The organism is Streptomyces sp. RKND-216 (assembly GCF_004795255.1).
GTDB lineage: Bacteria > Actinomycetota > Actinomycetes > Streptomycetales > Streptomycetaceae > Streptomyces > Streptomyces hazeniae.
In genome coordinates this window covers 5,547,076-5,571,664 of the sequence record NZ_SSBQ01000002.1, presented here as the reverse complement: position 1 = coordinate 5,571,664, position 24,589 = coordinate 5,547,076, and the positions used below count along the sequence as shown (strand labels likewise).

20 protein-coding genes and 7 pseudogenes are annotated in these 24,589 nt (G+C 71.7%); 12 read left to right on the top strand and 15 right to left on the bottom strand.

Annotated elements, in window-relative coordinates:
• Positions 1 to 33: 33 nt before the first annotated feature.
• A pseudogene (locus tag E4198_RS25640) lies at positions 34 to 388 on the top strand (leucine zipper domain-containing protein); the annotation flags it as partial.
• A 107-nt stretch (positions 389 to 495) separates the two neighbouring features.
• Here the strand turns inward: E4198_RS25640 and E4198_RS24620 are convergent.
• Positions 496 to 1,143, bottom strand: a complete 648-nt coding sequence (locus tag E4198_RS24620; RefSeq protein WP_136185088.1) for a dihydrofolate reductase family protein — start codon at positions 1,141 to 1,143, stop codon at positions 496 to 498.
• Between the two features lie 231 nt (positions 1,144 to 1,374).
• Here E4198_RS24620 and E4198_RS24615 point away from each other — a divergent pair.
• Both E4198_RS24615 and E4198_RS25635 read left to right on the top strand, forming a co-directional pair.
• A pseudogene (locus tag E4198_RS24615) lies at positions 1,375 to 1,768 on the top strand (transposase); the annotation flags it as partial.
• Positions 1,764 to 2,004 (top strand): annotated as a pseudogene (locus E4198_RS25635) (hypothetical protein); the annotation flags it as partial. The pseudogenes E4198_RS24615 and E4198_RS25635, both read left to right, overlap by 5 nt.
• 1 nt (position 2,005) lies before the next feature.
• Here the strand turns inward: E4198_RS25635 and E4198_RS25630 are convergent.
• From E4198_RS25630 to E4198_RS24585, 6 genes and pseudogenes are all read right to left on the bottom strand, one after another.
• Positions 2,006 to 2,173: an alpha/beta hydrolase gene (locus tag E4198_RS25630; protein WP_247597987.1), complete on the bottom strand. Its 168-nt coding sequence runs from the start codon at positions 2,171 to 2,173 to the stop codon at positions 2,006 to 2,008.
• 148 nt (positions 2,174 to 2,321) lie between these two features.
• Positions 2,322 to 3,062: pseudogene (locus tag E4198_RS24605) on the bottom strand (alpha/beta hydrolase-fold protein); the annotation flags it as partial.
• Positions 3,063 to 3,277: 215 nt separating this feature from the next.
• Positions 3,278 to 3,400 (bottom strand): annotated as a pseudogene (locus E4198_RS24600) (transposase); the annotation flags it as partial.
• A gap of 80 nt (positions 3,401 to 3,480) precedes the next feature.
• Entirely contained in the window at positions 3,481 to 4,446 is a 966-nt protein-coding gene (locus E4198_RS24595) for a permease (protein WP_168711499.1), read from the bottom strand.
• Positions 4,439 to 4,819, bottom strand: coding sequence for a metalloregulator ArsR/SmtB family transcription factor (locus E4198_RS24590; protein ID WP_136185086.1), 381 nt, complete (start codon positions 4,817 to 4,819; stop codon positions 4,439 to 4,441). Before E4198_RS24590 ends, E4198_RS24595 begins: the two co-directional genes overlap by 8 nt.
• A gap of 227 nt (positions 4,820 to 5,046) precedes the next feature.
• A pseudogene (locus tag E4198_RS24585) lies at positions 5,047 to 5,426 on the bottom strand (HNH endonuclease family protein); the annotation flags it as partial.
• 148 nt (positions 5,427 to 5,574) lie between these two features.
• On the opposite strand from E4198_RS24585, the gene E4198_RS24580 reads away from it, so the two are divergent.
• Both E4198_RS24580 and E4198_RS24575 read left to right on the top strand, forming a co-directional pair.
• Positions 5,575 to 6,993: a helix-turn-helix domain-containing protein gene (locus tag E4198_RS24580; protein WP_136185085.1), complete on the top strand. Its 1,419-nt coding sequence runs from the start codon at positions 5,575 to 5,577 to the stop codon at positions 6,991 to 6,993.
• Entirely contained in the window at positions 6,993 to 7,568 is a 576-nt protein-coding gene (locus E4198_RS24575) for a transcriptional regulator (protein ID WP_136185084.1), read from the top strand. Before E4198_RS24580 ends, E4198_RS24575 begins: the two co-directional genes overlap by 1 nt.
• A gap of 399 nt (positions 7,569 to 7,967) precedes the next feature.
• Here E4198_RS24575 and E4198_RS24570 read toward each other — a convergent pair whose 3' ends face one another.
• Positions 7,968 to 8,831 (bottom strand): oxygenase MpaB family protein, encoded by an 864-nt coding sequence (locus E4198_RS24570; protein ID WP_136185601.1) that lies wholly within the window; start codon positions 8,829 to 8,831, stop codon positions 7,968 to 7,970.
• 173 nt (positions 8,832 to 9,004) lie between these two features.
• On the opposite strand from E4198_RS24570, the gene E4198_RS25110 reads away from it, so the two are divergent.
• The 5 genes from E4198_RS25110 to E4198_RS24550 all read left to right on the top strand — a co-directional run bounded on the left by E4198_RS25110 (position 9,005) and on the right by E4198_RS24550 (position 13,844).
• Positions 9,005 to 9,166: a hypothetical protein gene (locus E4198_RS25110; protein WP_168711498.1), complete on the top strand. Its 162-nt coding sequence runs from the start codon at positions 9,005 to 9,007 to the stop codon at positions 9,164 to 9,166.
• Positions 9,167 to 10,408: 1,242 nt separating this feature from the next.
• Positions 10,409 to 10,987 (top strand): GNAT family N-acetyltransferase, encoded by a 579-nt coding sequence (locus E4198_RS24565; protein WP_136185083.1) that lies wholly within the window; start codon positions 10,409 to 10,411, stop codon positions 10,985 to 10,987.
• Positions 10,988 to 11,454: 467 nt separating this feature from the next.
• Complete coding sequence (locus E4198_RS24560; protein ID WP_247597829.1) at positions 11,455 to 12,732, top strand: cytochrome P450; 1,278 nt, start codon at positions 11,455 to 11,457, stop codon at positions 12,730 to 12,732.
• Positions 12,729 to 12,962, top strand: coding sequence for a hypothetical protein (locus E4198_RS24555; protein WP_136185081.1), 234 nt, complete (start codon positions 12,729 to 12,731; stop codon positions 12,960 to 12,962). Before E4198_RS24560 ends, E4198_RS24555 begins: the two co-directional genes overlap by 4 nt.
• Before the next feature lie 147 nt (positions 12,963 to 13,109).
• Complete coding sequence (locus tag E4198_RS24550; RefSeq protein ID WP_247597828.1) at positions 13,110 to 13,844, top strand: VOC family protein; 735 nt, start codon at positions 13,110 to 13,112, stop codon at positions 13,842 to 13,844.
• A 42-nt stretch (positions 13,845 to 13,886) separates the two neighbouring features.
• Here the strand turns inward: E4198_RS24550 and E4198_RS24545 are convergent, their stop codons facing one another.
• From E4198_RS24545 to E4198_RS24520, 6 genes and pseudogenes are all read right to left on the bottom strand, one after another.
• Positions 13,887 to 15,284: an NADP-dependent succinic semialdehyde dehydrogenase gene (locus E4198_RS24545; protein WP_136185079.1), complete on the bottom strand. Its 1,398-nt coding sequence runs from the start codon at positions 15,282 to 15,284 to the stop codon at positions 13,887 to 13,889.
• A gap of 79 nt (positions 15,285 to 15,363) precedes the next feature.
• Positions 15,364 to 16,692: an IS4 family transposase gene (locus tag E4198_RS24540; RefSeq protein ID WP_247597827.1), complete on the bottom strand. Its 1,329-nt coding sequence runs from the start codon at positions 16,690 to 16,692 to the stop codon at positions 15,364 to 15,366.
• Between the two features lie 241 nt (positions 16,693 to 16,933).
• The gene (locus E4198_RS24535; RefSeq protein ID WP_136185077.1) at positions 16,934 to 18,106 is read right to left on the bottom strand and encodes a hypothetical protein; all 1,173 of its coding nucleotides are present in this window, start codon (positions 18,104 to 18,106) and stop codon (positions 16,934 to 16,936) included.
• Between the two features lie 23 nt (positions 18,107 to 18,129).
• Positions 18,130 to 19,860: a DNA polymerase/3'-5' exonuclease PolX gene (polX, locus tag E4198_RS24530; RefSeq protein WP_136185076.1), complete on the bottom strand. Its 1,731-nt coding sequence runs from the start codon at positions 19,858 to 19,860 to the stop codon at positions 18,130 to 18,132.
• Positions 19,861 to 19,934: 74 nt separating this feature from the next.
• Positions 19,935 to 20,558 (bottom strand): annotated as a pseudogene (locus E4198_RS24525) (phosphoribosyltransferase family protein); the annotation flags it as partial.
• 79 nt (positions 20,559 to 20,637) lie between these two features.
• The gene (locus E4198_RS24520; protein WP_136185074.1) at positions 20,638 to 21,099 is read right to left on the bottom strand and encodes an HIT domain-containing protein; all 462 of its coding nucleotides are present in this window, start codon (positions 21,097 to 21,099) and stop codon (positions 20,638 to 20,640) included.
• Between the two features lie 78 nt (positions 21,100 to 21,177).
• Here E4198_RS24520 and E4198_RS24515 point away from each other — a divergent pair, with 78 nt between their 5' ends.
• A complete protein-coding gene (locus tag E4198_RS24515) occupies positions 21,178 to 21,372 on the top strand; it encodes a hypothetical protein (protein WP_023531621.1) in 195 nt (64 codons plus the stop codon).
• A 54-nt stretch (positions 21,373 to 21,426) separates the two neighbouring features.
• A complete protein-coding gene (locus E4198_RS24510; RefSeq protein WP_247597826.1) occupies positions 21,427 to 23,046 on the top strand; it encodes a hypothetical protein in 1,620 nt (539 codons plus the stop codon).
• Here the strand turns inward: E4198_RS24510 and E4198_RS24505 are convergent.
• Entirely contained in the window at positions 23,034 to 24,527 is a 1,494-nt protein-coding gene (locus E4198_RS24505; protein ID WP_136185073.1) for a PLP-dependent aminotransferase family protein, read from the bottom strand. The genes E4198_RS24510 and E4198_RS24505 overlap by 13 nt on opposite strands.
• Positions 24,528 to 24,589: the final 62 nt, after the last annotated feature.

The following is a 24,589-nucleotide window of genomic DNA, read 5'->3' as shown; positions in this document are numbered from 1 at the left end:
AGATCGCGGAGAACGTGACCTGGCAGCAACGGCCGGGCGGCCGAACGGTTCAACGTATCGGTCCCCACCGCCCAGCAGTGGGCGACCCGCCACCAGGCCGACAGCGAGACCGCCATGGCCGACCGCTCCTGCCATCCCGGGCGCTGCCCGCGCCGGACCCCGACGCGTATCGAGCGGCGCCTCATCAAGGTCCGCGTCCTGCGCCGCTGGGGCCCCGCACATATCGCGGCCTGGCTGCACCTGGTGCCCTCCACCGTCCACCACATCCTGGCCCGCTACCGCGTCAGCCGCCCGCGACCACTGCGACCGGGCCACCGACCGGGTCATACGCCGCTACGAACGCGACCGCCCCGGCGAGCTGGTGCACGTCGACATCAAGAAGCTGGGCAACCGCGCACGACGGCCAGCCACCCGCCAACCTCACGGCCCATACAACCTGGCGCAAGCGGCCCCGTGGGACGAACACCCGACCGGGGCCGGCCACCGGGCGCCCGGTCACCTTCGCCACAGCAGGTGGTGCGCCACACCGCTCGAACTCGGCACGACCTCCAGATGGAACCGGTCGAGCAATTCATCGGGCGACTCCCAAAGCCGCAACCCGGACCCGAGCTTTACCGGTGAGACCGCTACGTGCATGGTGTCGACGAGGTCGGCGTCCAAGAACTCCCGGATGGTGGTGACCCCGCCACCGAGACGGACGTCCCTGCCCTGCGCCGCTTTCCGGGCCCGTTCCAGGACCGTAGCCGGGGCGCCGTCGACGAAGTGAAATGTGGTGTCGGAGAGCGTGAACGAAGGACGAGGGTGGTGAGTCATGACGAACACCGGAGTGTGGAACGGGGGCTCCTCACCCCACCAACCGCACCAGTCATGGTCCTGCCAGGGCCCGCGCTGTGGACCGAACTTGTTGCGCCCCATGACCTCGGCACCGATGTTGCGCCCGTAGTCCCGCGTGAAGTAGTCGTCCAGGCCCCGGCTCCCACCAGGTTCGGTGCGATTGGGCCAGCTGGCCGTGGCCCCGGCCCAGGCGAACAATCTCGCCGGGTCGACGGCGCGGCCGAACGGGCTCTCGAAACTCTGGTCCTCACCGGCAGCGACCCCATCACTCGAGACGCTGAAATTCTGGACTCTCAGCAGCTGAGCCACGCCCACCTCCTGTGCTGTCGACGACGGTATTGAGACCCTCCCGGCCGCGCAAACTCATCGCTGCGAGCTGCTCTGGGTTGCGTGCTTGGACGTGGCGTACAGATTCCACCCGTTCCGGGGGCTTTGCTCCCGGTAGCGCGTGTGGTGCCCGCACGTACAAGGGCTACCGGCTGATCCTTCAAGACGGTCAGGTCATCGAAGGAGAGCAGCACGACCAGTGCACCTGACAGTGTGCCCCTGTCCACGTTCGCGGACGAGAACCTCACCTCAGCGAGTCCCGACCTCCTGCGCGCGATGATCAAAACGTTCTCCGACGCCATGATCTCTGCGGACGACGACGCAGCCTGCCGCGCGGAGAACGCGCAGGTCAGTGACGAGCGGACCAACCGGCGCAACGGCTACCGCCCCGGGAATGGGACACCTGCGCCGGCACCATCGAGCTCGCCGTCTCGAAACTGAGGCAGGGCAGCTACTTCCCGCACTGGCTGCTGGAGCGCCGTCGCCGGGACGAGCAGGCCCTCGCCCCCGTCTGGCCACCGCATACCTGGTGAGCATCTCCACCTGCCGGGTGGAGAAACTCACCGAGGCCCTGGGCGTGACCCAGCTACCGAAGTCGCACGTATCGGAAGACCGGACCGCTAGTCGACCGCGCAGGCGGCCGTCCTTTCGCCCGGGTGGACGATGAGCAGAGCGAGCCGGATAAGACTTACGTGACCGCCCAACACCCAGGGCCCGGGCTCCTCCACCGTCAACCCACGGATCGGCCTCCGGGAGAACGACTTCCACACGCTCTCCGACTCTCTGCTGCTACAAGCGACCCGTCCGCCTCACCACATAGGACACGGTCTTAGGGCCACGTGATTCACGGGGCGAGCAGTCTCGGCATGACTTGTCGCAGTTCGCGTTCCCAGTACGCGGGGCTGTGGGTGCCTCGGTAGAAGTGGGTCGTGACGCGGACTCCGGCTTCTTTGAGGCGACGGGCCACGGCGCGGGACTCGTCGGCCATGACGGCCTCGGTCAGCGAGATCACCTCGTCCGGGTAGAGGGGGGGCGAGGTCAGCCAAGCCGGGGATGTGGGGGTCCGGCTCGGTGCCCGGTGGGTCGAGGGCGCCCGGGGTGCCGTCCCCGGCGGTGATATGGACCCGTGTGCCGCGGAGCCGTTTGGCCAGGTAGTAAGGGTCGTTGCGCTGCCAGATGTGGCGCTGACGTTGCGGGTCGCCCCAGATTCTCCGCCATGGCACGCCAAGGTAGTCCGCGCCGCCGCTGACTGCTTCGGGGTACTGGAGGGGGTGGAGGAATCCGCTGAAGCTGGCGGCCACGTCGAACATCCCGGGACGTCGGGCCGCGTACTTGACGGCGCCATACCCCCCTTGCGACTGGCCGGCGATCGAGCGCTGCCGTCCAGCCCCATAGTCGCGTTCCAGGATGGGGACGACTTCGTCGAGGTGGAAGGTCTCGACTGCCGGGGCTCCGCCTTCCGCGTTGTTCCACCAGTCGCTGTAGAAGCCGTAGAACGGCATCTGGGGCACGACGACGAGCGTCTGGCGCAGTTGGGGCCACCGTTCGATGTGGTATTCGTCGGTGTAGCTGCGGTAGTCCCCACTGCCGTCGGGCAGTAGGTAGAGCACCGGCCAGCGGTCGTTGGGGCGCCGCGCGTCCCAGCCCTCCGGGGTGAGCAGCCGCACATGGCCTGTGCCCGCCAGGGCTGGGGAGCGGATTGTCAGATCGAGGAGCCGCGGGCCTACCCGTTCCTCGCCGACGACGTAGGCCGCACGTTCGGGTCCGGTCCCCGAAGTTCCGCGGGATGCCGAGGTGATCGACGAGGTGTCCTCGGTGGGGAGCAGCCCAAGACTTGGTACCAGGGCAGCCACCGGCACGATGAGACTGAGGCGCGTACGGGTACGGTTGCGTAGGGTCATGTCTCGAGGGTGGCCGAGCAGAGTTCCTGCTGCATCCGGCAAGTCCCGGAGACTCCCCGGACACGACCCGGACATGCTCCCACTGGAACAGTGGGCCTGGTCCGGCTCGGCCAGGAGCCGCGTCACATCGAGGAGCGACCTGCAACGCCGGGGGCTGTGAACACCCTGTCTCACTTTCGATAGTGACAAATTGTGTTGTCAGCCCACCAGGGGCCGGTCCCGAAGGACCTGGTCGCCGGTGCGAGGCCGGCGCAGGAGGCCAGGTGGGCGCCCGTGGGGAAGCTCCTGCCGTCGCCGACGGTGGCCAGGAGGACTGCGGCGGTCCTGACGCCGACGCCCTTCCGGCGTCAGCGGGGCGTTGGCGTGCCCCGCCACATCGCCTCATCGAGATCCCGCTCCTGGTGATCATCCGGGCAGGTCAGATGAGAGGGATGAAGTAGCCGGCAGCGACGGCGACGCCGATGATGGCGAGGGTGCAGGCGGCGAGCAGCCGCGGTGCCATGACCTTGCTCAGCAGGCCGAGTTCGGGAATGTTGACCCCTGCTGCGGAGATGACCAGTGCGAAGACCGCTCCCAGGCTCATACCGCTGTCGTGCAAAGCGGCGGCGATGGGCAGGAACGCCTCGGTGGAGACGTAGAAGGGGGCGCCGAGTATCGCCGCGACGGGCACGGCCAGTGGGTTGCCCGATCCGGTGAGCCGGGTGATGAGCTCCTGCGGTATCAGGCCGATGACGGCGGCAGCGATGGCCACGGACACGATCAGCGGTAGCATCAGCCCGCGGGCGAGGCCGAGCGCGTAACGCATGGCGCGGCGAACCTCTGTGCGCCACCCGGCCCATCGGGCGGTGTCGGTGAACGGGTCGTACTTGGCGAAGGTGCAGGCGCCGTCGGTCGGCACCGGGTCTCCGGCCGTATCGCCCCCGCCCACCGTGACCGTGACGGGCGCCTGGACGGGCCGCAGGCCGCGCTCCAGGTGGGCCGCGTCGGCGAGCAGCGCGGCCAGCAGCACGCCGATACAGGTCACCGCCACGTAGGCGACGGTGGCCTGCCATCCGAACAGCGGAATGAGGATGGCGACGATGATCGGGTCGAGGACCGGTGACGACAGGAGGAACGCAGCCAGAGTCGCCGTCTGGATCCGCGCGTTGACCATGCCCACAACCGCAGGTAGCGCCGAATAGGTGCAGAACGGCGTGATGAACCCGAGCAGGATCCCCTTCACCGCCCCGCGCAGCCGGCCACCGCCGAGCCAGCCCTGCAGCCGGGACACTCCGATCTTGCGGGCGAGCAACGCCATGACGGCTGACACCGCGACCAGCAGAACCACCAGCTCGACCAGCAGGACAGCGAAATCGACCAGCGCGGCCGCCAGCCTCTCACTCACCGTCCTCACCCGCCTGCCAGGGAGCCAAGACCGGCGCACTGACCCCGGGGCGGACCGGCGCACGCCCCATGACCACCTCGGCAGCGGTCGGGAACTCGGCCAGGCAGTCCGGGTTCACACGCACCAGAGTGGAGGTCCCGGCCCGCTCGACGAACACGAACTCCAACTCGGCAAGGCGGCGCACATGGGTGGAGACGGTCGACTGCCCCACACCCAGTGCAGCCACCAACTTCCCGATCGTCACCGGTGTGCGCTCCGTGGCCAGCAGGTGCAGCAACTGCAACCTCGTCGGGTCCGCCAGGCACCTGAACCAGCTCGCGTATGCCTCTGCGGAAGAACGGTCAAGCACGACCCTCCCCCTTTCATCGTTCATCGGCGATGATAGATGAATAGGTCCGGGAGTGCCAGCCTCAAGCTCATCCGAAGGGTGAATTGCGCTTGCTCCGATGGGCAGGACTCAACGTCATCAGGCTTCACGCGGCGTGGAACAACCTCATGAGACGGCACAGCGCGGGCGAGTGTCACCCGGACCGGCCTGTTCGGGCAGTCGGCCAGACCGCCGGTGAGCGCCCGGCGCTCGGCGTCGCCAACGGTGAGCTACCACCGCGTCTTCACCGCCACCCAGTCCGCGAGGTACTCACACCGGTAGGCCTGGTGCGGCGGGAGCCACATCGCCGGATCCTGATCGGCCTTGGAGCGGTTCGAGCGGGCGGTGACCGCGATCAGCGCGTGCTCGTCCCCGAGGTCGTTGGCGTACTCCTTCCGCTCCTTGGCCGACCACGCCCCGGCCCCGGAGCCCCAGGCCTCCGCGAGCGGGACCATGTGGTCGATGTCCAGCCCGCCCGGCGCACCGACGTAGACCTCGTCGTAGGGCTGTACCACTGGCCACCGGTCAGCTTGTCCGGAGCGACGAACGCCTCCCCCAGCAGGACTTCGTTGCGGGTGCTGCACGAGTCGCCATCGGCGTCCGTGCAGTGCCTGCCCACCGCCACCTGCTCCAGCCTCGACACAGTCACCTGCAACCCGCGCTGCCACCCGGGCGAGGCCGCGTCACCCGCCCACAACGAAAGCCACCTAGAGGCAATTTCTGAGCCATTTGACGTCTATTCAGGTGTACGATGGGTGCTCATGAGCAGTGGACTCGAAGGGGACGGCGTCGCGGCGCTGCTGGCGGAGGTGCAGCTGGCGGCGGCGTTCGAGGACCCGGGCGAGCGGGTGCGGTTGCGGAAGGCGGCCGGACTGTCACTGGACCAGGTCGCGCGGGCCGTGGGCGTGGGCCGGCAGACGGTCGCGAACTGGGAAGCCGGCGGCATGCCCGCCTCCACCTCGCGGGGGAAGTACCTGCGGCTCCTGGAGGGTCTGGCCCAGATCCACCCCGCCACCGCCGCGCAGGCTGAGCCTTCGGTTCAGCAGTCCGACGTTGGGGTGCAGTCCGCAGGGCGGGGTGCCGGGCCCGGATCGGACGGTCGGGAAGCGGTGCCGGTGGAGAGTCCGGCGGCGCGTCAGGCTCGGGCCGGGCACGCCCGACAACAGGCGCGGCGCCGGGCCAGTTCGGCGGAGCAGGTGCGCGTCGAGTTGCGGGAGACGATCACTGCGGCCGTGGACCAGGAACTCGTGAAGGCGGGCGGGGACGCGGACGCCGCCACCGCCGCGCTGGTGAAGCGGGCGATCCCGGATGTGATGGGGCTGTTCGCGCGCACCCGGGCGCAGGCGCGGTACGAGTACACCGCCTACCCCGCCCTGCCGGACATCCTGCGCAAGCCTTCGAAGAGTGACCCGGACCTGATCTGGGAAGCGCGTCCGTCCTGGCGCCACCCAGGCTACCGCCGTCACCCCGACGGTGAGGTGGTGGTGACTGCGCTGGACGTCAATGCGGCCTACCTGTCCGCGCTGAAGACGCACCTGCCGATCGGGAAACTCACCCACAGCCCGGGTGGGGAGCACGACCGCAAGCGCGCCGGAGTCCACCTGATCACCCCCGGGATGTGGGAGCACCCGCACCTCCCCTCACCCATGGGCGACCGCGAAGAGGAAGGGCCGGTCTGGGTCACCGAGCCGACGCTGCGGCTGCTGCTGCGCCTGGCCGGGCCGAAGCACCGCCTGGTCGAGGCGCCGGTCATCCACGAGTCCTGGACCTCCAGCGCGACGGAGACCTTCCTCGACAGCCTCCGGCAGCTCCTCGCCGCCGCACGAGCCGACGCCCTCGCCGACGGCGACGACGTCACCGCCACCTACATCAAGGCCATGTACTCCAAGTTCGTCTCCACCCTGGGCGAGTCCTCCCACAACCGGGAGATCGTCCGCCCGGACTGGATGCACCTCATCCGCTCCCAGGCGTTCGCCAACCTGTGGTCCCGCGCCCACAAGGCCCACCAGGCCGGACTCACCGTCATCAGCGCACTGGGCACCGACGAACTCCACCTCGCCGGCGGGGACTGGCGGCAGACGTGGGCCGAGGGCCGTGGCCTGGGTGAGATGAAGGTCAAGACCGACCGTGACGGCCACCCGGTCACCTACACCGCCACCACTGCTGCCGGGGAGCGTTGATGGCCGGCCGCTGGATGAACCTCGGCCAGTACAACGCCCACGGGATGCGCGGCGCCGACGCCCTGGGCGCCGGCATCGAGAACATGGTCACCGGCATCCACTCACCCGCCGACACCGACCGCGGCATCTCCGCACGGCTGCGCTACCTCACCCACTCCGAAGCCGGCTACGCCGCGATGGAACGCGCCGGGATCCACGTCACACCCCGCACCCTGTTCGCGTGGCTGGCGGAGGAGCGCTCCCCCAGCCAGGCGAACCGGGCGCGGCTGGATGCCGCGTACTGGGACCTGCGACGCCACAACGTCGCCGCCGACCTCAAACGCCGCCTCACCTCCCGGGGCGGCACCCGCATCGAGATCGACCCCGTCGACCAGACCGGCGTGGACCGCCGCCACCGCCGCAACCTTTCGGTGCGGCGGCTGACCGTACGGCCCCACCACTGGAACACCGCAGTCGACGCCTGGCTCGCCGATGACGACGAAGCCCTCGACACCGTATGGGACGAAATCATCACCAACCTCGGCAGCGACTACGACTCCTACACCCACATCTCCTCCCTCGGATGGAACACCTGACAAACCACACCTCCACCCACCACCCCACAAACACAAGACAGGGGGCTTGCCTCAAGGTGACCGGTGAGTAAGTTTACCCAGGAGTAAGGTTCGAGTTCGCCGCGACAGCCACGAACCCCAACCCCAGAAACCAGCCCCCGGGACAGAACGAACGAGCGCCCGAACCTACCCCCTGACCCCCACCACTCAGGCCACTTCGCGCGAGCGGTCGCGAACGGCGACCCAGCCACAGCCGAACCTCGTGAACCAAGATCCCCACGTCGGCACGGCCCCCACCCCGAAGGACCCGGCACCACACACGTCCACAAGGACACCGGCGCGACCATCACGCTGGGCAGCCACGTAACGGAACCGGCCTCGCGCGACGGGCGGGCGGCTGCTCCGGGTGGGAGGCTCCCGTCAGGAGGCGGGAGGCGCCATGGCCCAGCGAATGCCACGCGTCACCGCCGCGCCCGCCGGGAGCACCAAGGCCCTCTCCACCGCGGGCACACCCGGAAGGCGCAGCTCCCGGCGCGCCCACGGCGGGAGCAGCGCGACAGCACTCGCGGCCAGAAGGCCGTACGGAGGCCGTGCAGCCAAAGGCAGTGGCGGGTGCCGGAGCAGGAAACGCGCCGCGTCCAACGCAGGGGCCGTAGCACGCAGTTCGGGCGCGAATCCGTCCAGCACGGCACAGAGCTCGGACCGGCTGCGAGGAGGATCCCGGACACCCAGCGCAGCAGCGACACGGGCGGTGTCCGCGATGTACCCGTCACACTCGGCATCACTGAGACGACGAGCACCGAAACGACGGAATGCACAGAGGAAACTGTCGACCTCGGCGGCATGTACCCAGGCCAGCAGACGAGGATCGGAAGCCGCATAGCACCGGCCCTCGGCAGTCCTGCCCCGCACACGCCCGTGCACGGCCCGGACTGCCTCGACCGCCTGGCTCGCATCACCGGCGGTACCGAAGGTCGTGACAGCAAGGAAAGCACTGGTCCGCTGCAGACGCCCCCAGGGGTCGCCTCGAAATCCCGAGTGCCCCGCAACCGCCGCCATGGCCAGGGGGTGCAACGACTGAAGCAGCAACGCGCGCAATCCACCCACGAACATCGACGCGTCACCGTGCACAAGGCGGATCGGACTCCCCTCGGCAAACCAGCGCGGTCCCGGAGTGTCATGAATGCGGGCACGCACGGCGGGCCCGTCCGGTCCGGCCACGCGCGCGAAGATCGCCCTGCGCAGTCGTGCGCGGAGCACCTCGAGGCCGGGTGCGGCGGATATGCCGGTCCTGGAAGCCGTCACGTCAACCACACTAGGAGGTCCGGCCCGGGGTGCGGAGTCCTGCGTGCGCAAGACCCGCGGCGCACGGTTGCATCTGGTGTGCGAGGTTTCCGGGAAGAGCCGGTACAGGCGTCCTCCGCATCCGGCGGGGTCCTCGACGGCGGAGGTTCCTCATGCTGATCAGCAAGCTGTACGACGCCGGGGGGAGCGAGCACGCCTACACGGCGGCGTGCCCGTCGATCGGTGCCTCGTTCCTGGCCCGGATGGTGTCGACCGAGGAGGAGAAAGCGGGCCTGGACGGGGCGGACCGGCGGGGGACATGCGTCGGGGAGTGAGCGCCGACGTTCTCCGGGCTCGGTGTCGCACTGGCGGTCCACGAACAGAACGAGGGTGCTGCCTGACCTTGGTCGGCCGGGGACGGGATCGGCGACACCGTCCCTTCACACATGTGAAGTCGCCGCTCCGGCCACGGGCATGCGCGCCGCAGAACGCGGCCGGTCGTCGGCGCGGGCCGCACCGCTCCACGTCCGCAACAGGTGTGACCTGCGTAAACAGTCATGACTTTCGCCGTTCCGCTTTCGTGTCGCGCCGATAGGCACGATGCTTGACCCGGCACCACGCCGGGAGCCTCACCGGGTCCGCGGGGTGCGACCGCGCGCACACCGCGGGCGGTCGGTGTGTAAACCGAGGAGAAGGTGTGTCTATGGCGAAGCACGATGCCGACGTACGCAACGCGGTGCTGCTGCTGGCGTTGACCGCCCTGGGTATCGGTCTCGTGGCGACACTGGCGGTCATGAGCTTCTGACCGGTGCTTCCGTGGCCGCGTGAGCACCGCTGTCTGCGGGGTGCCTCGGTTGGTTCACTGCTCGCCGTGCCACGGGCTCGTGCCCGTCGCCGGTCCAGCAGAAGGAACCCCATGCAGCACGCCGACCCCGCTCACACCAGGCCGGTCTCGGTTTGGCCGCCCGTGCCGCCGGGCGCCGAGTCGCCGGTGTTCCCGGACGCCGCACCACCGGTCCGCGTCACCCTGCCCGACGACAGCATGCACTGGCTGGTCAGCCGGTACGCGGACGTGTGCGCCGTGCTGTCCGACAGCCGGTTCTCCGCGGACGACCAGCATCCGGGATTTTCCCCGCCTGATTCCGCTGCCGCCGCTGCCCGGCGGCAGCGCCTTCCCGCGGATGGACCCGCCCCGGCACGACGTGCTGCGACGGGCCCCGACTCCGCGATTCACCGTGCGCCGCATCGAGGCGCTACGGCCGGCCGTCGAGCGCACCGCGGAGCGGAACCGCGCAAGGAACTGCCGTCGCGGGCGGGCGGACAGCGTTCACGGGCGGTGGTGCCCCCCGGCCGCAAGATCCGGCCGGCTCGGAGTCCCGGGCTGTCGTGCTCCCCGCGAGATCGACAGCCGTGGAGACCGGCCCGTGCCGTCGTCCCATCGAGATTCCGGGGCGATGTGATCACCAGCTGCCTCAGCATCCCGTCGACGGACCCCTGTTCCCGGGGATGGACGAACCGGGTGGTCTACGGGCGGCGTGAGGGGTTACCCGCCCCGCGGTACGGCCGCGGGAGGACGCATGGCGAGCACGATCGTGTCGGAACGGTTGACGCTGCGCCCGTGGAGGCTGGACGACGTGGAGGCCGCCTTCGCGATCTACGGGCGACCGGACGTGGCACGGTGGCTGAGTCCGGCGATGGACACGGTCAGCGACCGGGACGCGATGCGGCTGGTGCTGCAGCAGTGGATCGCTGAGGATCACAGGGGGTCACCGCCCACCGGGCGCTGGGCGGTGGAGCTGACGGCGGAGCGGCGGGTGGTCGGCGGCGTGATCCTGCTGTACCTGCCACCCGGCGGCGAGGACCTCGAGATCGGATGGCAGCTCGAGCCGGGCTCCTGGGGGCGGGGGTACGCAGCGGAGGCGGGGCACGCCACGGCCCACTGGGCGCTGCAGCAGGCGGGGGTCGACGAGCTTTTCGCCGTGGTGCGTCCGGCGAACGCGCGGGCGGCGGCCACCGCGGAGCGCATAGGCATGGAATGGGTGGGCGAGACCGACAAGTACTACGACCTCCGGCTCCAGGTGTACCGGCTGCGGACGGGCGACCTGGACCGTCCGCTGCCCGGCCGCACCTACGGAGCGGACCGGCACTCCCGGTAGCCGGGCGGCGGGGTCGGTCGAACCGGATGTGGCGCAGCCCGGCGTGGAGGCGGCGGAGGAGACCGCGCAACCGGCCGAGTCCCGACGAGGTAGGAGGGCTCGACAGCGGTCATGGGCACATGACGGCGCCGTGGCGCTCGCCAGGAGATGGTCGAGGACCTCGTACACGCCCTGCCGCCAGACGGGGTAGTCCTGGAAGTCGCGCCGGAGAGCGGGCGGACGCATGCGCTGCAGACCCAACCCGGAGTGTTCCGGTCGCTGACGACGCTCCCGGGGGAGTCGGCGGCAAGGTTCGTGGACGGTCTGCGTCCTCCCGCCGCCCGAATGGGCCGTAGATCCATACGGGCATGCCCGGACCCTACGCCGCCTGTGTGGGAACACACCCGCCGAAGGCGCCAATGCCACCCGGGAGGAACGAAACGGAACATACTGGGCGGGTCCTGTTCCGTGGTGTGGGGGTGGTGTCCTTGCCCGAGACCGGCGCCTGCGTGCCCGACGACCTCAATCCCCTCCGGCCGGACTTCTGGCGACTGCCGGGGCCGCAGCGGCAGGCAGCGTTCGCGCGCCTGCGCGCGAGGGATCAGCCCGTGCTGGTGGAGGAGGGCGAGCGCGGCCGGACGTTCGCTCTTGTGCGCCACTGCGATGTGACGGAGGCGAGCAGGAGGCCGGAGGTGTTCCGCAGCGCACCAGGGGCGACGACTCCCCCGCCGGCACGCTGGGTGCAGGCGCTCTTCGGGGCGTCCATGGTGAACCTGGACGGCCCGGAGCACGCCCGGTTGCGCGGCGTCGTGGCACGGGCGTTCACCCCCCGCATCCTGGCGCGCGCCGAGGACGACATCCGGCGCACCGCGGACCGTGTGGTCGACGGGATCGCGGGCGCCGCGGGCGGGGACGGCACCGGGGACTTCGTGGCGGCCGTGGCGGCGCCGATGCCATTCCACGTGTTGTGCCGGATGATGGGCATCCCGGAGGCTGAGCGGGAGCGCATCCAGGTGCTGATCGACCGTGCGTCCGAGCACGTCGGCCTGGACCGCACCCTGGCGCAGCGGCTGCGGACGCCCGGTCGGGGACTGCGGGCGCTGGCGGGGATGCACCGCATCGTCGCGCGGGTCGGGCGGGAGCGGCGGGAGCGCCCCGGTGACGACCTGATCTCCCGGCTGGTGGCGCCGGACCGGGACGGCCAGAGCCTCTCGTCACGTGAGCTGGGCGCGTTCTTCTCGCTGCTGCTGGTGGCGGGTGTGGAGACGACGCGCAACGCGCTGGCGCACGGCCTGCACCTGCTGACTGTCCATCCCGGCCAGCGGGAGGTGCTGCTCTCCGGCCTCGACGCCCACCTGGACACGGCGGTGGAGGAGATCGTCCGGCACAGCACGCCCATCCACCAGTTCCGGCGCACCGTCGCCGGGGAGTACGGCGGGGGTCCGGGCGGCTACCGGCCCGGCGACCGGGTGGTCCTCTGCTACGGCTCCGCCAACCGGGACGAGCGCGTGTTCGCAGATCCGGAGGCGTTCGACGTCACGCGCAGCCCGAATCCGCATCTGGGCTTCGGCGGGGGCGGGCCGCACTACTGCCTGGGCGCGCATCTGGCGCGGCAGGAGATCCGGGCGGTGCTGCACGCCCTGTTCACGCGGTATCCGGACGTGCACACCACGGCGCCGCCGTCCGTGCCGCCGACGAGCTTCGACCACCGCGTCGCCCGTCTGCCGTTCCGCCTGTCGGTGCCGCGAGGGACGATGAGGGTATGAGCGGCGAATCGTATGAGAACGGCCCTGCGGCCCGGCGTACGGGCGTCCCCCGCGACCTGCCGGACCAGGAAGCGGCCGGCGGCAAGGAGACGCAGGAGGAGAGCACCGGCAGCGCAGAAGGACTCCCCGACGCGGACGAGGCCGGGTCGGGCCCTCGCGGGTCCGGCACCTCGGGTGGCGGGGATCTCGGCGACCGGGAGCCGCCGGAACCGGAGGAGCCCACGGACTGAGCCGCGCGGTGCGCGGCGGCGCGTCACGGCGATTCCGTTAGGGTGGACTCCAATCCTGAGGCATTTGTCCATTTCTGTCGGCATCCGGAAGTGAGGCGAGGCGGAGTGGCGGCTGCGAAGCGCCCGATTTCCGGCGCACCCTGCTGGGTGAGCCTGGCCACCTGCGACATGGCGGCGGCTCAGGAGTTCTACGGCCCGGTGCTGGGCTGGACCTTCCGGCCGGGACGGCTCGGGGAGGAGTTCTGCATCGCCATGACCGACGGGGTCCCGGTCGCGGGAATCGGGGCCGTGAGCCGCAGACTCGGGGTGGCGGTGGCGTGGACGCCGTTCTTCGGCGTCGGCGACGCCGACACGGCTTCGGCCCGTGTCCGTGAGCGGGGAGCGACGGTGGCGATCGGTCCCATCGCGCTGGGCGACGGGCGGGCGGCCCTGGCCGCGGATCCGGGCGGTGCGATCTTCGGGCTGTGGGAGGGGACGGTGCACTCCAGTTGGCACGTCGCGCACGGCAGCCCGCCCGCCAGACTGGAGCTGCGCACCAGGGACGCGTTCGCCGCCGCGCTGTTCTACGGCGAAGTCCTGGAGTGGGCGTCGGAACACCCCGAACACTGCGAGGTGGACTACCGCGACGACGCGGTCACCGTCGAGTTCGGGCCGCACACGGTGGCGACGATCCGGGGCGGGGGCGTGGACTCCGCCCCGGACCCGCACGTGCGGCCGCGGTGGCACGTGTCGTTCTACGTGGAGGACGTGGATGAGGTGGTGCGGGTGGCGGTGGAGGCCGGCGGCACCGTGGCGGCCGCTCCCGAGGACTCCCCCAGGGGCCGCAACGCGATCCTCCGCGACCGGCAGGGCGGCTTGTTCACCGTGCAGGCCCGCAAGTAGCGCATCGTGCCGGGGCCGCCTGACGGGCGCCGGGCAAGGTGGTCAGTCCGCGGGGCCGTACCAGACGGTGGTGATGTTGCAGAACTCCCGGATGCCGTGTCCGCCGAGTTCCCGCCCGTAGCCGGAGCGCTTGACGCCGCCGAAGGGCAGGCCGGGGTGGGACGCGGTCATGCCGTTGACGAAGACGCCGCCGGCCTGTAGGTCTCGGGCACAGCGTTCCTGCTCGGCGGGGTCGCGGGTCCAGACGTTGGAGCCGAGGCCGAAGGGGGTGTCGTGAGCGGCCTCCAGCGCCTCGTCGAGGCTGCCGACGCGGTAGAGGACGGCGACCGGCCCGAAGGCCTCCTCACGGTGGATGCGCATGCGGTCGGTGACGTCCGCGAGCACGGTGGGCTGGTAGTACCAGCCGGCTCCGTCCGGCTCGGGTCGAGCGCCGCCGACCAGCACGGTGGCGCCCTGGCGGCGGGCGTCCTCGACGAGCTCCTCCACGTCGCGGCGGACCTGTTCGGTGGCGAGGGGGCCGATGTCGGTGCCGTCGGCCATCGGATCGCCCACCGTGAGGGCATCCATGGCGCTCACGAAGCGCTGGGTGAAGTCGTCGTAGACGTCGTCGTGGACGATGAAGCGCTTGGCGGCGATGCAGGACTGGCCGTTGTTCTGGGTGCGGGCGGTGACGGCCGTGGCGGCGGCTTTGGCGATGTCGGCCGAGGGCAGGACGAGGTAGGGGTCGCTGCCTCCGAGTTCGAGCACCGTCTTCTTGACGACGTCGCCGGCGATGGACGCGACGGAGCGGCCGGCTCCTTCGCTGCCGGTCAGGGTGGCGGCGGCGACACGCGGGTCGCGGAGCAGAGTGGCGACCTCCCCGGAGCCGATCAGCAGGGTCTGGAAGCAGCCGTCGCGGTAACCGGCACGGCGGAACAGGTCCTCCAGGTAGAGGGCGGTCTGCGGCACGTTGGAGGCGTGCTTGAGGAGTCCGACGTTCCCGGCCATCAGGGCGGGGGCGGCGAATCGCACGACCTGCCAGAGGGGGAAGTTCCACGGCATGACGGCGAGGACCGGGCCGAGCGGGCGGTAGCGGACCACGGCGCGGACCGCTCCGGAGTCGGCGACGTCGTCCTCGGCCGGGTGCTCGTCGGCGAGGAGGGCGGGCGTGTGCCGGGCGTACCAGCGCATGGCCTTCACGCACTTGGCCGCCTCGGCGCGGGCGGCGGCGAGGGGCTTCCCCATCTCCAGCGTCATGGTGCGGGCGACGTCGTCCTGCTCTCCCTCGAGGAGGTCCGCTGCGGCGCGCAGCAGTTCCTGACGGCGGTCCATGGGGGTGACGCGGTGGTGCCGGAACGCTTCGTGGGCCGCCGCCAGCCGGTCCTCGATCTCGCGGGGGCCGAGGGCGTCGAAGGTCTTGAGGGTCTCCCCCGTTGCCGGGTTGACGGTCGCGATGGGCACTGCCGGGTCCCTCCTCCTGGGATCGTTCTCAGGGCTCCGGGTGCCCGGCGCGGCGGCGGCTAGTCCCAATGCCGTTCGGTTAGCCGTCTGGCGGGTGTGGCAAGGCGTTGTGCTGGATCTTGATGGTGATCGGGTGGGTTCGGTGGTCGATGTCGCGTCCGACGGCGCGGTATTTGGAGTTGATCGCTCGTTTCTTCACGCGGGGTCGGGTCCGGTTCCGGCGGGCGGGCAGGAGGCCGTGGAGTAGGGCGGTGCCGATCCGTCCGACGAGGTCGATCCGGGTGTGGGCGATGATGCCGGCAGCCCGGATGATCTGGTCACGTGCCGTGTCCAGCGCGACGCTGAACGCGGCACGGTCGGGATCGATGTCGGGCCGGTGCAGGACGGCGTCGCTCATCGCTGTGCGTAATGCCTGGTAGGCGACCAGAAGCGCCCAGGTCTCCTGGGTCACGGCTGTCGGATGGCGGCCGCGCAGGACGCGGCCACCGAGGAGGGTCGATTTCAGTTCGCAGTAGCCGGTCTCGATCTCCCAGCGCTCGTGGTAGAGCCTGACCAGGTCGGTCGCGGATGCTTCGTCGGGGTCGAGGAGGCTGGTGATCAGCCGGTAGGTGCCGTGGGTGACGGCGTGTTCGGCGGTGCCGTGGGTGGGGGTGGCGGTGACGTGAGCGTCGATGACCCGGACGGTGACCTGGCCGACGCGGGAGAGGAAGGTGCCATCGGGCAGACGGCGCAGGACCGGCAGTTTCAGCGCCGTGCTGTGAGTCTTGGCGCGGATGAGGAAGTCCGCGCCCGTGGAGGCGAGCGTGCTCACAAAGGCGGTGGCCGAGAAGTTCCGGTCACCCAGCAGCAGCATCCCGGGCCCGAGCGCCTCGTTGGGGACCAGGTCACGAGCGTAGGTCAGCTCGCCGGTGGCATCGGTGCCGAAGACCGCGTCCAGGAGTGTTCGGGTTCCGCAGGCCACCAGGGTGACCAGACGCAGCATCGGGTAGCCGGCCGGCCCGTTCGGTCCGGGTTTCGCCTTGGGGAAGGCCGACAGGTTCGCGGGCGTGTCCGGCAGCGCGATCTGCGTGCCGTCGATCGCGACCACCAGCCTGCCCGCGAACCGTGCAACCTGCATCGCGGTCACCGCAGCTGGGCCTTTGACCAGGTCGAACAGGGCTTTGACTGGTTTGGGCCCGACCCGTCGCATCGCCTCCGTGATCGACGAAGCAGCTGGTGAGGGCAGTGGCACGGGCAATGAAGCGGTCAGCCGGGACCAGACCCGCACCCAGCCCACTCCGGTGAACAGTGCGCCCGCCAGGAGGAGATAGACCACCACCCTCGACGGCAATCGCCGCACCCGGTGCTGCTGACCACCCGCGGAAGCGAGTGCCTCGTCGACGACGTCGAACGGAACAACCTGGGTCAACTCGCCCAGGTGTCCCACGGCCCATGTGCCGGGAGCATGCGTAATGACAGAATCGGACACTGCAGCCCTTGTGGAGGAACACGAGTCTTGGCGGACCCGAGAACCACTACAGGGGCTGCACCCGTATCACCAGCCGAACCCCGAAAGTTGCACCGCAAACCAGACGACTAACCGAACGGCATTGCGGCTAGTCCTCTCTGGGGGGAGCGGCTGGGGCGGATACCGGTGACCGCCGCTGCGGTCAGGCCGCGGTGCCCTGCGGGCTGCGGGTGGCCCAGCGCAGTACGGCGCCGCAGCCGCCCGCGGGGCCCGGGCCACCGGCGGGCACCCGGAGCACGTCGGCGTCGGCCGCGGCCGCGGCGCGCAGCAGGGCGTCGTCGGCGCGGGCCGACAGGGGGCGGCGCACCCCGGTGGCCTGGGCCTCGTTGCGGCGGACGGCGACCTGGTCGGGGGCGGGGCCGACCCACACCTCGTGGGCGGGGTCGGGGCCGGACACGGCGAGGAGCAGGGTGGCGAGCCGGCGACTGCGTGCGGCGTCGACGACGGCGGGGATGCCTTCGGCGGCCTGTCCGGGCCCGGCTTCCCTGCCCGGCGCGAGGTGTGTGCCGGGACGCCCGCGTCCCGCGCGGAAGAGGTCGAGGGTGTCCTCCAGGTGGCGGTGGACGTGGGCGTCGCGTGCTTCGGCGACGGCCGCGTCCACCGCGTCCGGGGAGCCGCCGCGGTCACGAGTGCCGCGGCCGGCCTCGACGGCCCGGCGGCGGATGTGCTCGGGCAGGCGTTCGCGCACGGCTCGGCGTTCGCGGGGATCGCCGGCGAGGACCAGCAGGGCGGCGCCCGAGGGGTCCCAGTGGCGGGCGAGGGCACGGGCGATCATGTCGGCGGTGCGGGCCCAGCCGTTCTCGATGCGGTGACGGTAGTGCCATTCGTGACGGTCCGCGGGAAGGCTGCGGTGTCCGCGGCCCGGCCCTTCGGCGCCGACGGCGCGGCCGACGGACCGGCGGCCTCCGGCGTCGCACAGTTCGATGTCGGCGCCGGTGTGGTCGACGCGGGCGAGGAGGCAGGCGGGCGCGTGATCGAGGTGGTCCAGCAGCGGGGCGAGGCGCGGCAGGGCGGACCAGTTGGTGAGGACGGCCGAGGGGGACGTGGCGAGAGGGACGTCGAGTACGACCTCGGCGGCGGTGGCGAACAGGGCCCGTCCCGGGGGTGCTCCAGCGGCGGGTCCGGCGGCGAGGTGCCGCGCGACGGCGTCGCGGGTGTAGTCGTCGGCGCCCTGGGCGGTGAGCTGTTCGGCGGCGGCCCGGGCGCGCAGGCGCAGCCGGTCAGCGGCGTCCTGGGTGGCCCGGGAGGTGTCCAGGTAGACCGAGGCCCAGGGGCCGGGACGGTCCAGCAGCGGGGCAAGGAAGCGGGTGTCCATGGTGTCCTCCGGGAGGTGGGAGGTCAGCGTGTGTTTCCCGTGCCGTCCAGGTGACGGAGGAGGCGTGGCAGCGGCCAGGTGTTGATGACGTCCTCGGCGGTGAGCCAGCCGCGCTGCGCGGTGCCCACGCCGAAGCGGTGGTATTCCAGGTCGCGGACGGAGTGGGCGTCGGTGTCGATTGCGAACTTCACGCCGTGGCGCTTGGCGCGGAGGATGTTCTCGTCGTTCAGGTCGAGCCGGTTGGGGTGGGAGTTGATCTCCAGCGCGGTGCCGGTGCGGGCGGCGGCCGCGAAGACGGCGTCCAGGTCGGCGTCGACGGGCTCGCGCTTGCCGAGGATGCGGGTCGTGGGGTGGCCGATGATGTGGACGTGGGGGTTCTCGCAGGCGCGGACGAGGCGGCGGGTGAGGGCGTCACGGCTCTGGCGGAAGTGGGAGTGGACGGAGGCGACGCACACGTCGAAGCCGGCGAGGAACTCCGCGTCCCAGTCGACGCCGCCGTCGGGGTCGATGTTGAGTTCGGTGCCGTGCAGCAGGCGCATGCCGCGGTGGCGCTCGCCCAGTGCGCGGACGGCTTCGCGCTGTGCGAGCGCCCTCTCGTCCGTCATGCGCTGCATGACCAGGTCGGGGGCGTGGTCGGTGACGGCGTAATACTCCAGACCGCGACGGGCCGCGGCGTCGACCATGTCCTCCAGGGAGGCCAGGCCGTCGGTGAGGTCAGTGTGGGTGTGCAGGTCGCCGCGGATGTCGGCGTCGGTGACAGTGGCGGGCAGTTCGCCGCGCAGGGCCGCGGCGACCTCGCCGCGGTCCTCGCGCAGCGTGGGCGGGATCCAGGGCAGGCCGAGGCGCCGGTAGACGTCCTCCTCGGTGCGGGCGGCGATCTTCCGCCCGGTCTCGGCGTGGAAGAGGCCGTACTCGGAGAGTTTCAGCTTGTGCCGGACGGCGCGTTCGCGGATGCGGATGTTGTGCGCCTTGGAGCCGGTGAAGTAGATGAGGGCGGCTCCCCAGGAACCGGGCGGGACGACGCGCAGGTCGATCTGGAGACCGTCGGTGGTGCGTACGGAGGTCTTCTTGGTGCCGTGGGCGAGGGTCTCGGCGACGTAGGGCAGCCGGGTGAGGGCGTCCATGAAGGGTGCGGAGCGGCGGGCGGCGACGAGGATGTCGAGGTCGCCGACGGTCTCGCGCATGCGGCGCAGGGAACCGGCCCAGGTACACCGTTCGCAGCCGGCGATCGCGGTGAGTGCCGCGACGACTGCTTCGGCGGTCTCGGCCGCCTGCCCGAGACGGACACGGCCACCGGAGGCCTGGACGACGTCGATGCCGTGGAGGATGTTCTCCTCGGTCTTGGGCCCGAAGCCCTTGAGGTCCCGGAGCCGTTCGGCCTCGATGGCCTCCCGGAGCGCGGGCACGGAGGAGATGCCGAGCGTCTCGTAGAGGGTGAGCGCTTTCTTGGGGCCGAGGGTGGGGATGGCCATCAGGCGGCGGACGCCGTCGGGGATGCGCGCGCGGACCTGTTCGACCTCGGGCATCGTGCCGGTGGTCAGGTAGGCGGCGACCTTGTCGGCGATGGACCGGCCGACGTTGGGGATGTCGCGCAGGGCCCGGGCGTCGAGGGTGGAGACGTCCGTGTGGTGGCCGCCGATCGCGCGGGCGGCCTTCTCGTAGGCGCGTGCCTTGAACGCGTCTCCGCCACTGATCTGGACGAGGTCGGCGTACTCCTGGAGCAGTGCCGCGACGTCGTCGTTGGGTCGGGCCACGAGGCCAGTGTAGGGAGGGGCGAGGGGTCTCGCCGGGCCTGCGCCCGGTGCGTGGCGCCTCAAGGGGTGGTGGGGCGGGAGAGGATGCCGACGACCTCGTCGTCGGTGGTCTGGGAGAAGTCGCGGTACCACTCCCCCACGGCGAAGAACACCTCCGGCACGGACAGGCAGACGAGTTCGTCGACGGTCTTCTCGAGGCGGGCGGCGGTGTCGGGGGGCGCCACGGGGACGGCGAGGACGACGCGGGCGGCGCCGTGGGCGGCGGCGACGCGGCACGCGGCGGAGGCGGTGGCTCCGGTGGCGATGCCGTCGTCGACGAGGATCGCCGTGCAGCCGTCCAGAGGGACGCGGGGGCGGTCGCCGCGGAAGCGGAGGGCCTGGCGTGCGAGTTCCGTCTCGGCGGCCCGCTCGGTGTGCTCCAGTTCACCGGGGCCGGCGTGGGCGGCCGCGAGGACGTCCGGGTTGAGGACGCGGACGCCGTCCTCGCCGAGGGCACCGTACGCCACCTCGGGGTGGCTGGGGACGCCGAGCTTGCGGACGAGCACGACGTCCAGGGGCGCGTCGAGGGCGTGGGCCACGGGGTGGGCGACGGGCACGCCGCCACGCGGCAGGGCGAGGACCACTGGACGGTTGCCGCGCTGGTGGCCCAGCCGTTCGGCGAGCAGCCGGCCTGCTTCGGCGCGGTCGGTGAAGAGCATGCCCCGCTCCTTCCTCGCTCCCTTTGCGGCGGGGGCGGTGAGTCCGGTGAGTCCGGTGGGCGCGGGCGACCGGGCGGGGTCAGCCGTCTGCGGCGGCGAGCGCCGCGCGGAGCCGGGCCGCCACGTTCTCCGCTTCCGCCTCGTCCGCGTACCGGGTACGGGGCCAGAAGAAACCTCGCAGGCCGTCCTTGCGGTTCCGGGGGACGACATGGACGTGGAAGTGGGGCACGGACTGGCTGACGCGGTTGTTGGCGGCGACGAAGGTGCCGGCCGCGCCGAGCGCGTCCTCGACGGCGGCCGTGGTGCGGCGGACACGGGCGAAGAACGGACCGAGTTCGTCCTCGGTGAGGTCGGTGAGGGTCTCCGCGTGCCGGCGCGGGACCACCAGGACGTGGCCGTGGAACAGGGGGCGGGTGTCGAGGAACGCGACGGCGGTGGCGTCCTCGAGCACGCGGTGGGCGGGCGCGTGACCCGCGACGACACGGCAGAAGACGCAGCCGGGTGAGGCGACGCTCCCGCCGACGACCGGTGAATCACCCATTTGCGGCTTTCCTCCCTATAATACTTTCTGTGATGGTGGAACAGCTCATGGTGAAGGTCCCCTAGTCCAGGAGTCTCCATGATTCTGTCCATCTCCGGCGTGGTGCTGCTCGGCATCGTCATCTTCCTCTTCTTCAAGAAGGACGGGATGAAGCTGTCGCACTTCGCGGTGTGCGCGCTGTTCGGTTTCTACCTGGCGGGCACGGCCATCGCGCCGGGCATCAAGGCAGGTGGCGAGACGCTCGCGGGCCTGATCGGCGGCCTCCAGCTCTAGGACCGGGACGGTGGACGCGGTGAGGTGCCGGCGGCGCTTGAGGGAGGAGAGGCTGTGGGTCTGCTGCCACTGCCCGGTCTGACGGGGCTCGGGAGCGGAGCGATGCAGGCGGTCCGAAGGAGCCGGGGCGCGGCGCGGGCCGGCGCGGACGGCGCCGCGGACGTCCTCCAGCCGCTGGTGATGGTCGGCCGCGGCCTGCGCAGGCTGACGTACGAAGGCCGCGCCTGGTGGCAGGCCGCACCGCAGGAACGGCGGGGTCCGGTGGGCGCGCTGGTCTTCGTGGGTCTCATGTGCGTGTACCTGCTGCCGTACGGGCCTGTGCTGGCGGTCGGGGCGCTGCTCGTCGTCGCGGGGTGGAAGGGCCGGGGCGGCGACGGCGCGGAGGGACCGGCGGAGACGGGTCCGGGCCCGGAGGAACTGGCCCGGCTGCAGTCGCTGTACGAGGCGCTGGTGCCGTGCTTCGCCCGCGCGGACGAGCCGGGTGAGGAGCCGCTCTACGCCCACGACGGGACCTACGAGCGCAGCTTCGAGGAGTTCTCCTTGACCGGGGAGGGCCGCGTCGAGCGGCTGCTGCTGCGCTATCCGGCGCACTTCGCCGACTGCGACGCCGAGCAGCGGCAGCGGGTGGAGCGGGTGCTGGACGCGAAGGCCGGGCGGGGACGAGAGTACCGCTTCGGGTGGGACGAGGAGCGCAACCGGCTGGAGCTGTCGGTGCTGCCTCCGCTTCCGGCGGACGTGGTGGCGCAGCCGTTCGTCACCTCGCCGGGCGAGACGGTGCTGGGCTTCACCGACGAGGGGGCGGTTCCGCGGACGCTGCCGGTGACCGACGGCTGGGGTTCGCGGGACGTGCCGCCGGTGGTCTGGCGCACCGGGCCGCGTTCGACCGAGCCGCACCTGCTGGTACTGGGCAATCCGGGGTCGGGGGCGAGCACGCTGCTGCGTTCGGTGGCGCTGCAGGCGCTGCGGCACGGGGACGTGCTGGTGGTGGACGGCGGCGGGGCCGGCGAGTTCGCGTTCCTGACCGGGCGGCCGGGGGTGCCGGCGGTGGAGTCGTCGGTGGTGGGAGCGCTGGCCGCGCTGGAGTGGGTGGTGCACGAGACGGAGCGGCGGCTGCTGACGGGGCACCGGGCGCGGCAGGCGGGTGACCCTGTCCCGGCGGACGTGCGGCGGCCGCTGTGGGTGGTGGTGGACCGGCCGGCGCTGCTGAGCCATCTAGCCCGCGCGGAGGGCCGCCGCGACCCGCAGGAGCTGCTGGAGGTGCCGCTGCGGCACGGGCGGGCCGCGTACGTGACGGTCGTGGTGGCGGAGCAGTTCGAGGGGGCGCAGGCGCTGGCCCAGGCGGTGCGGGCGTACACGCGGGCGCGGGTGGTGCTGGGGCCGGAGTCGGCGGACCAGGTGCGTGCGGTGCTGGGCGAGGGCCCGGCTGCGGCGCCGGCGCCGCAGCCGCCGCGGGGGCGCGGGTACGCGCGGCTGGGCGGTGGTCCGGTGCTGCGCCTGCAGGTGCCGGCGACGCCGGACCCGCACGACGAGGAGACCGACGAGGCGCAACGGCAGGCGGTGCTGGCGCTGCTGCCCGAGCGGGGGCAGCCGGCGGGTGCGGCGCGGGCCGCCGCACAGGCCACTGGACCGCCTCCGGCGGGCCCGGTGAGGGCGGGGGCGGGTCAGGCGACGTAGCTGCGCGGAGTGGGGCTGCCGCCGACGGCGCCGGAGCGCACCAGGTCCGCGGCGGCTGCCAGCCGGGCGACCGCTTCGGTGGCCAGCGGGTCGGCGAGGGTGAACGGCAGCCGTACGTACGCCTCGAACGCGCCGTCCACGCCGAACCGGGTGCCGGCGGGGACGCGCACGCCGAGGCGTTCGCCGGCCTCGGCGATGCGCGAGCCGGAGAGGCCGCCGGTGCGCGCCCAGAGGGTCAGGCCTCCGTGGGGCAGGGCGAACTCCCAGTCGGGCAGGTGCTGCCGGAGTGCGCCGGTGACGGCGTCGCGGTTCTCCCGGGCGCGGTCGCGGCGCAGCCGCATCGCAGGTTCCCAGTCGGTGTCCAGCAGGTGGGCGACCGCGAGCTGTTCCAGGACCGGGCTGCCCAGGTCGGCGTAGGCGCGGGCGGCGGTCAGGCTCCGTACGGTCTCCGGCGCGGCACGGATCCAGCCGATGCGCAGCCCGGCCCAGATGGTCTTGCTGACGGAGCCGACGGTGACGACGGTGGAGCCGCCGGTGTCGAAGGCGGCGACCGGCCGCTGCCCCGGCACGTCGTCGAGGGTGAGTTCGGCCATGGTCTCGTCGGCGACCAGGAGGGTGCCGACGGCGCGCGCGGCGGTGACCAGGTCCCGGCGCTGCTCGTCGTCGACGAGGACGCCGGTGGGGTTCTGGAAATCGGGGATGACGTAGGCCATGCGGGGTGCGGAGTCGCGGAGCACCTGGCGCCAGGCGGTCAGGTCCCAGCCGGGGCGGCGGTCGGACAGGGCGACGGGCACCAGGCGTACGCCGGATTCGCGGAGGAGCTGGAGGATGTTGGCGTAGGAGGGGTGTTCGACCGCGACGCGTTCCCCGCGGGGGGTGAAGAGGCGGGTGAGGGCGGCGAGGGCGCCCATCGCCCCCGTGGTGATCATGATCTGTTCGGGCATGGTGGAGACGCCGCGCGCGGTGTAGTGGCGGGCGACGGCCTCGCGGAGCACGGGCAGGCCTGCCGGGTAGTCGCCGTGCGTGTGGGTGTAGGGCGGGAGTTCGGTCAGGGCGTACTCGAAGGCGGCGGTGAGGTGGGGTTCGGGGGCGGGGAGAGCGGCGCAGCCGAGGTCGATCATGGTGTCGGCCGCTTCGGGCGGGAGGGGTTCCAGGCCGCCGGTGGGCAGCGGGCTGCCCTCGGGCAGGGCGGTCCAGCTTCCGGCGCCGCGCCGGGAGGCGAGGTAGCCCTCGGCGCGCAGGGCCTCGTAGGCGGTGGCGACGGTGGTGCGCGAGACCTTCAGCGCGGCGGCGAGTTCGCGTTCGGCGGGGAGACGCGCGCCCACGGGCACGCGGCCTTCGAGGACGAGGATGCGGATGCCGTCGCACAGACGCCGGTAGGCGGGCCGGACGGGGCCGGTGCGGCCCGAGGTGCCGGTGTGCTGGGAGGTGAGGAGGCGGGCGAGCTGCGGCGCACCCACCGCCGATGTCCAGGGAGCCATCCGCATCCAGTCCACTCGTCGTTGATTGGCCGTGTTTTTCTCAGTCTTTCAGGCCACATGCT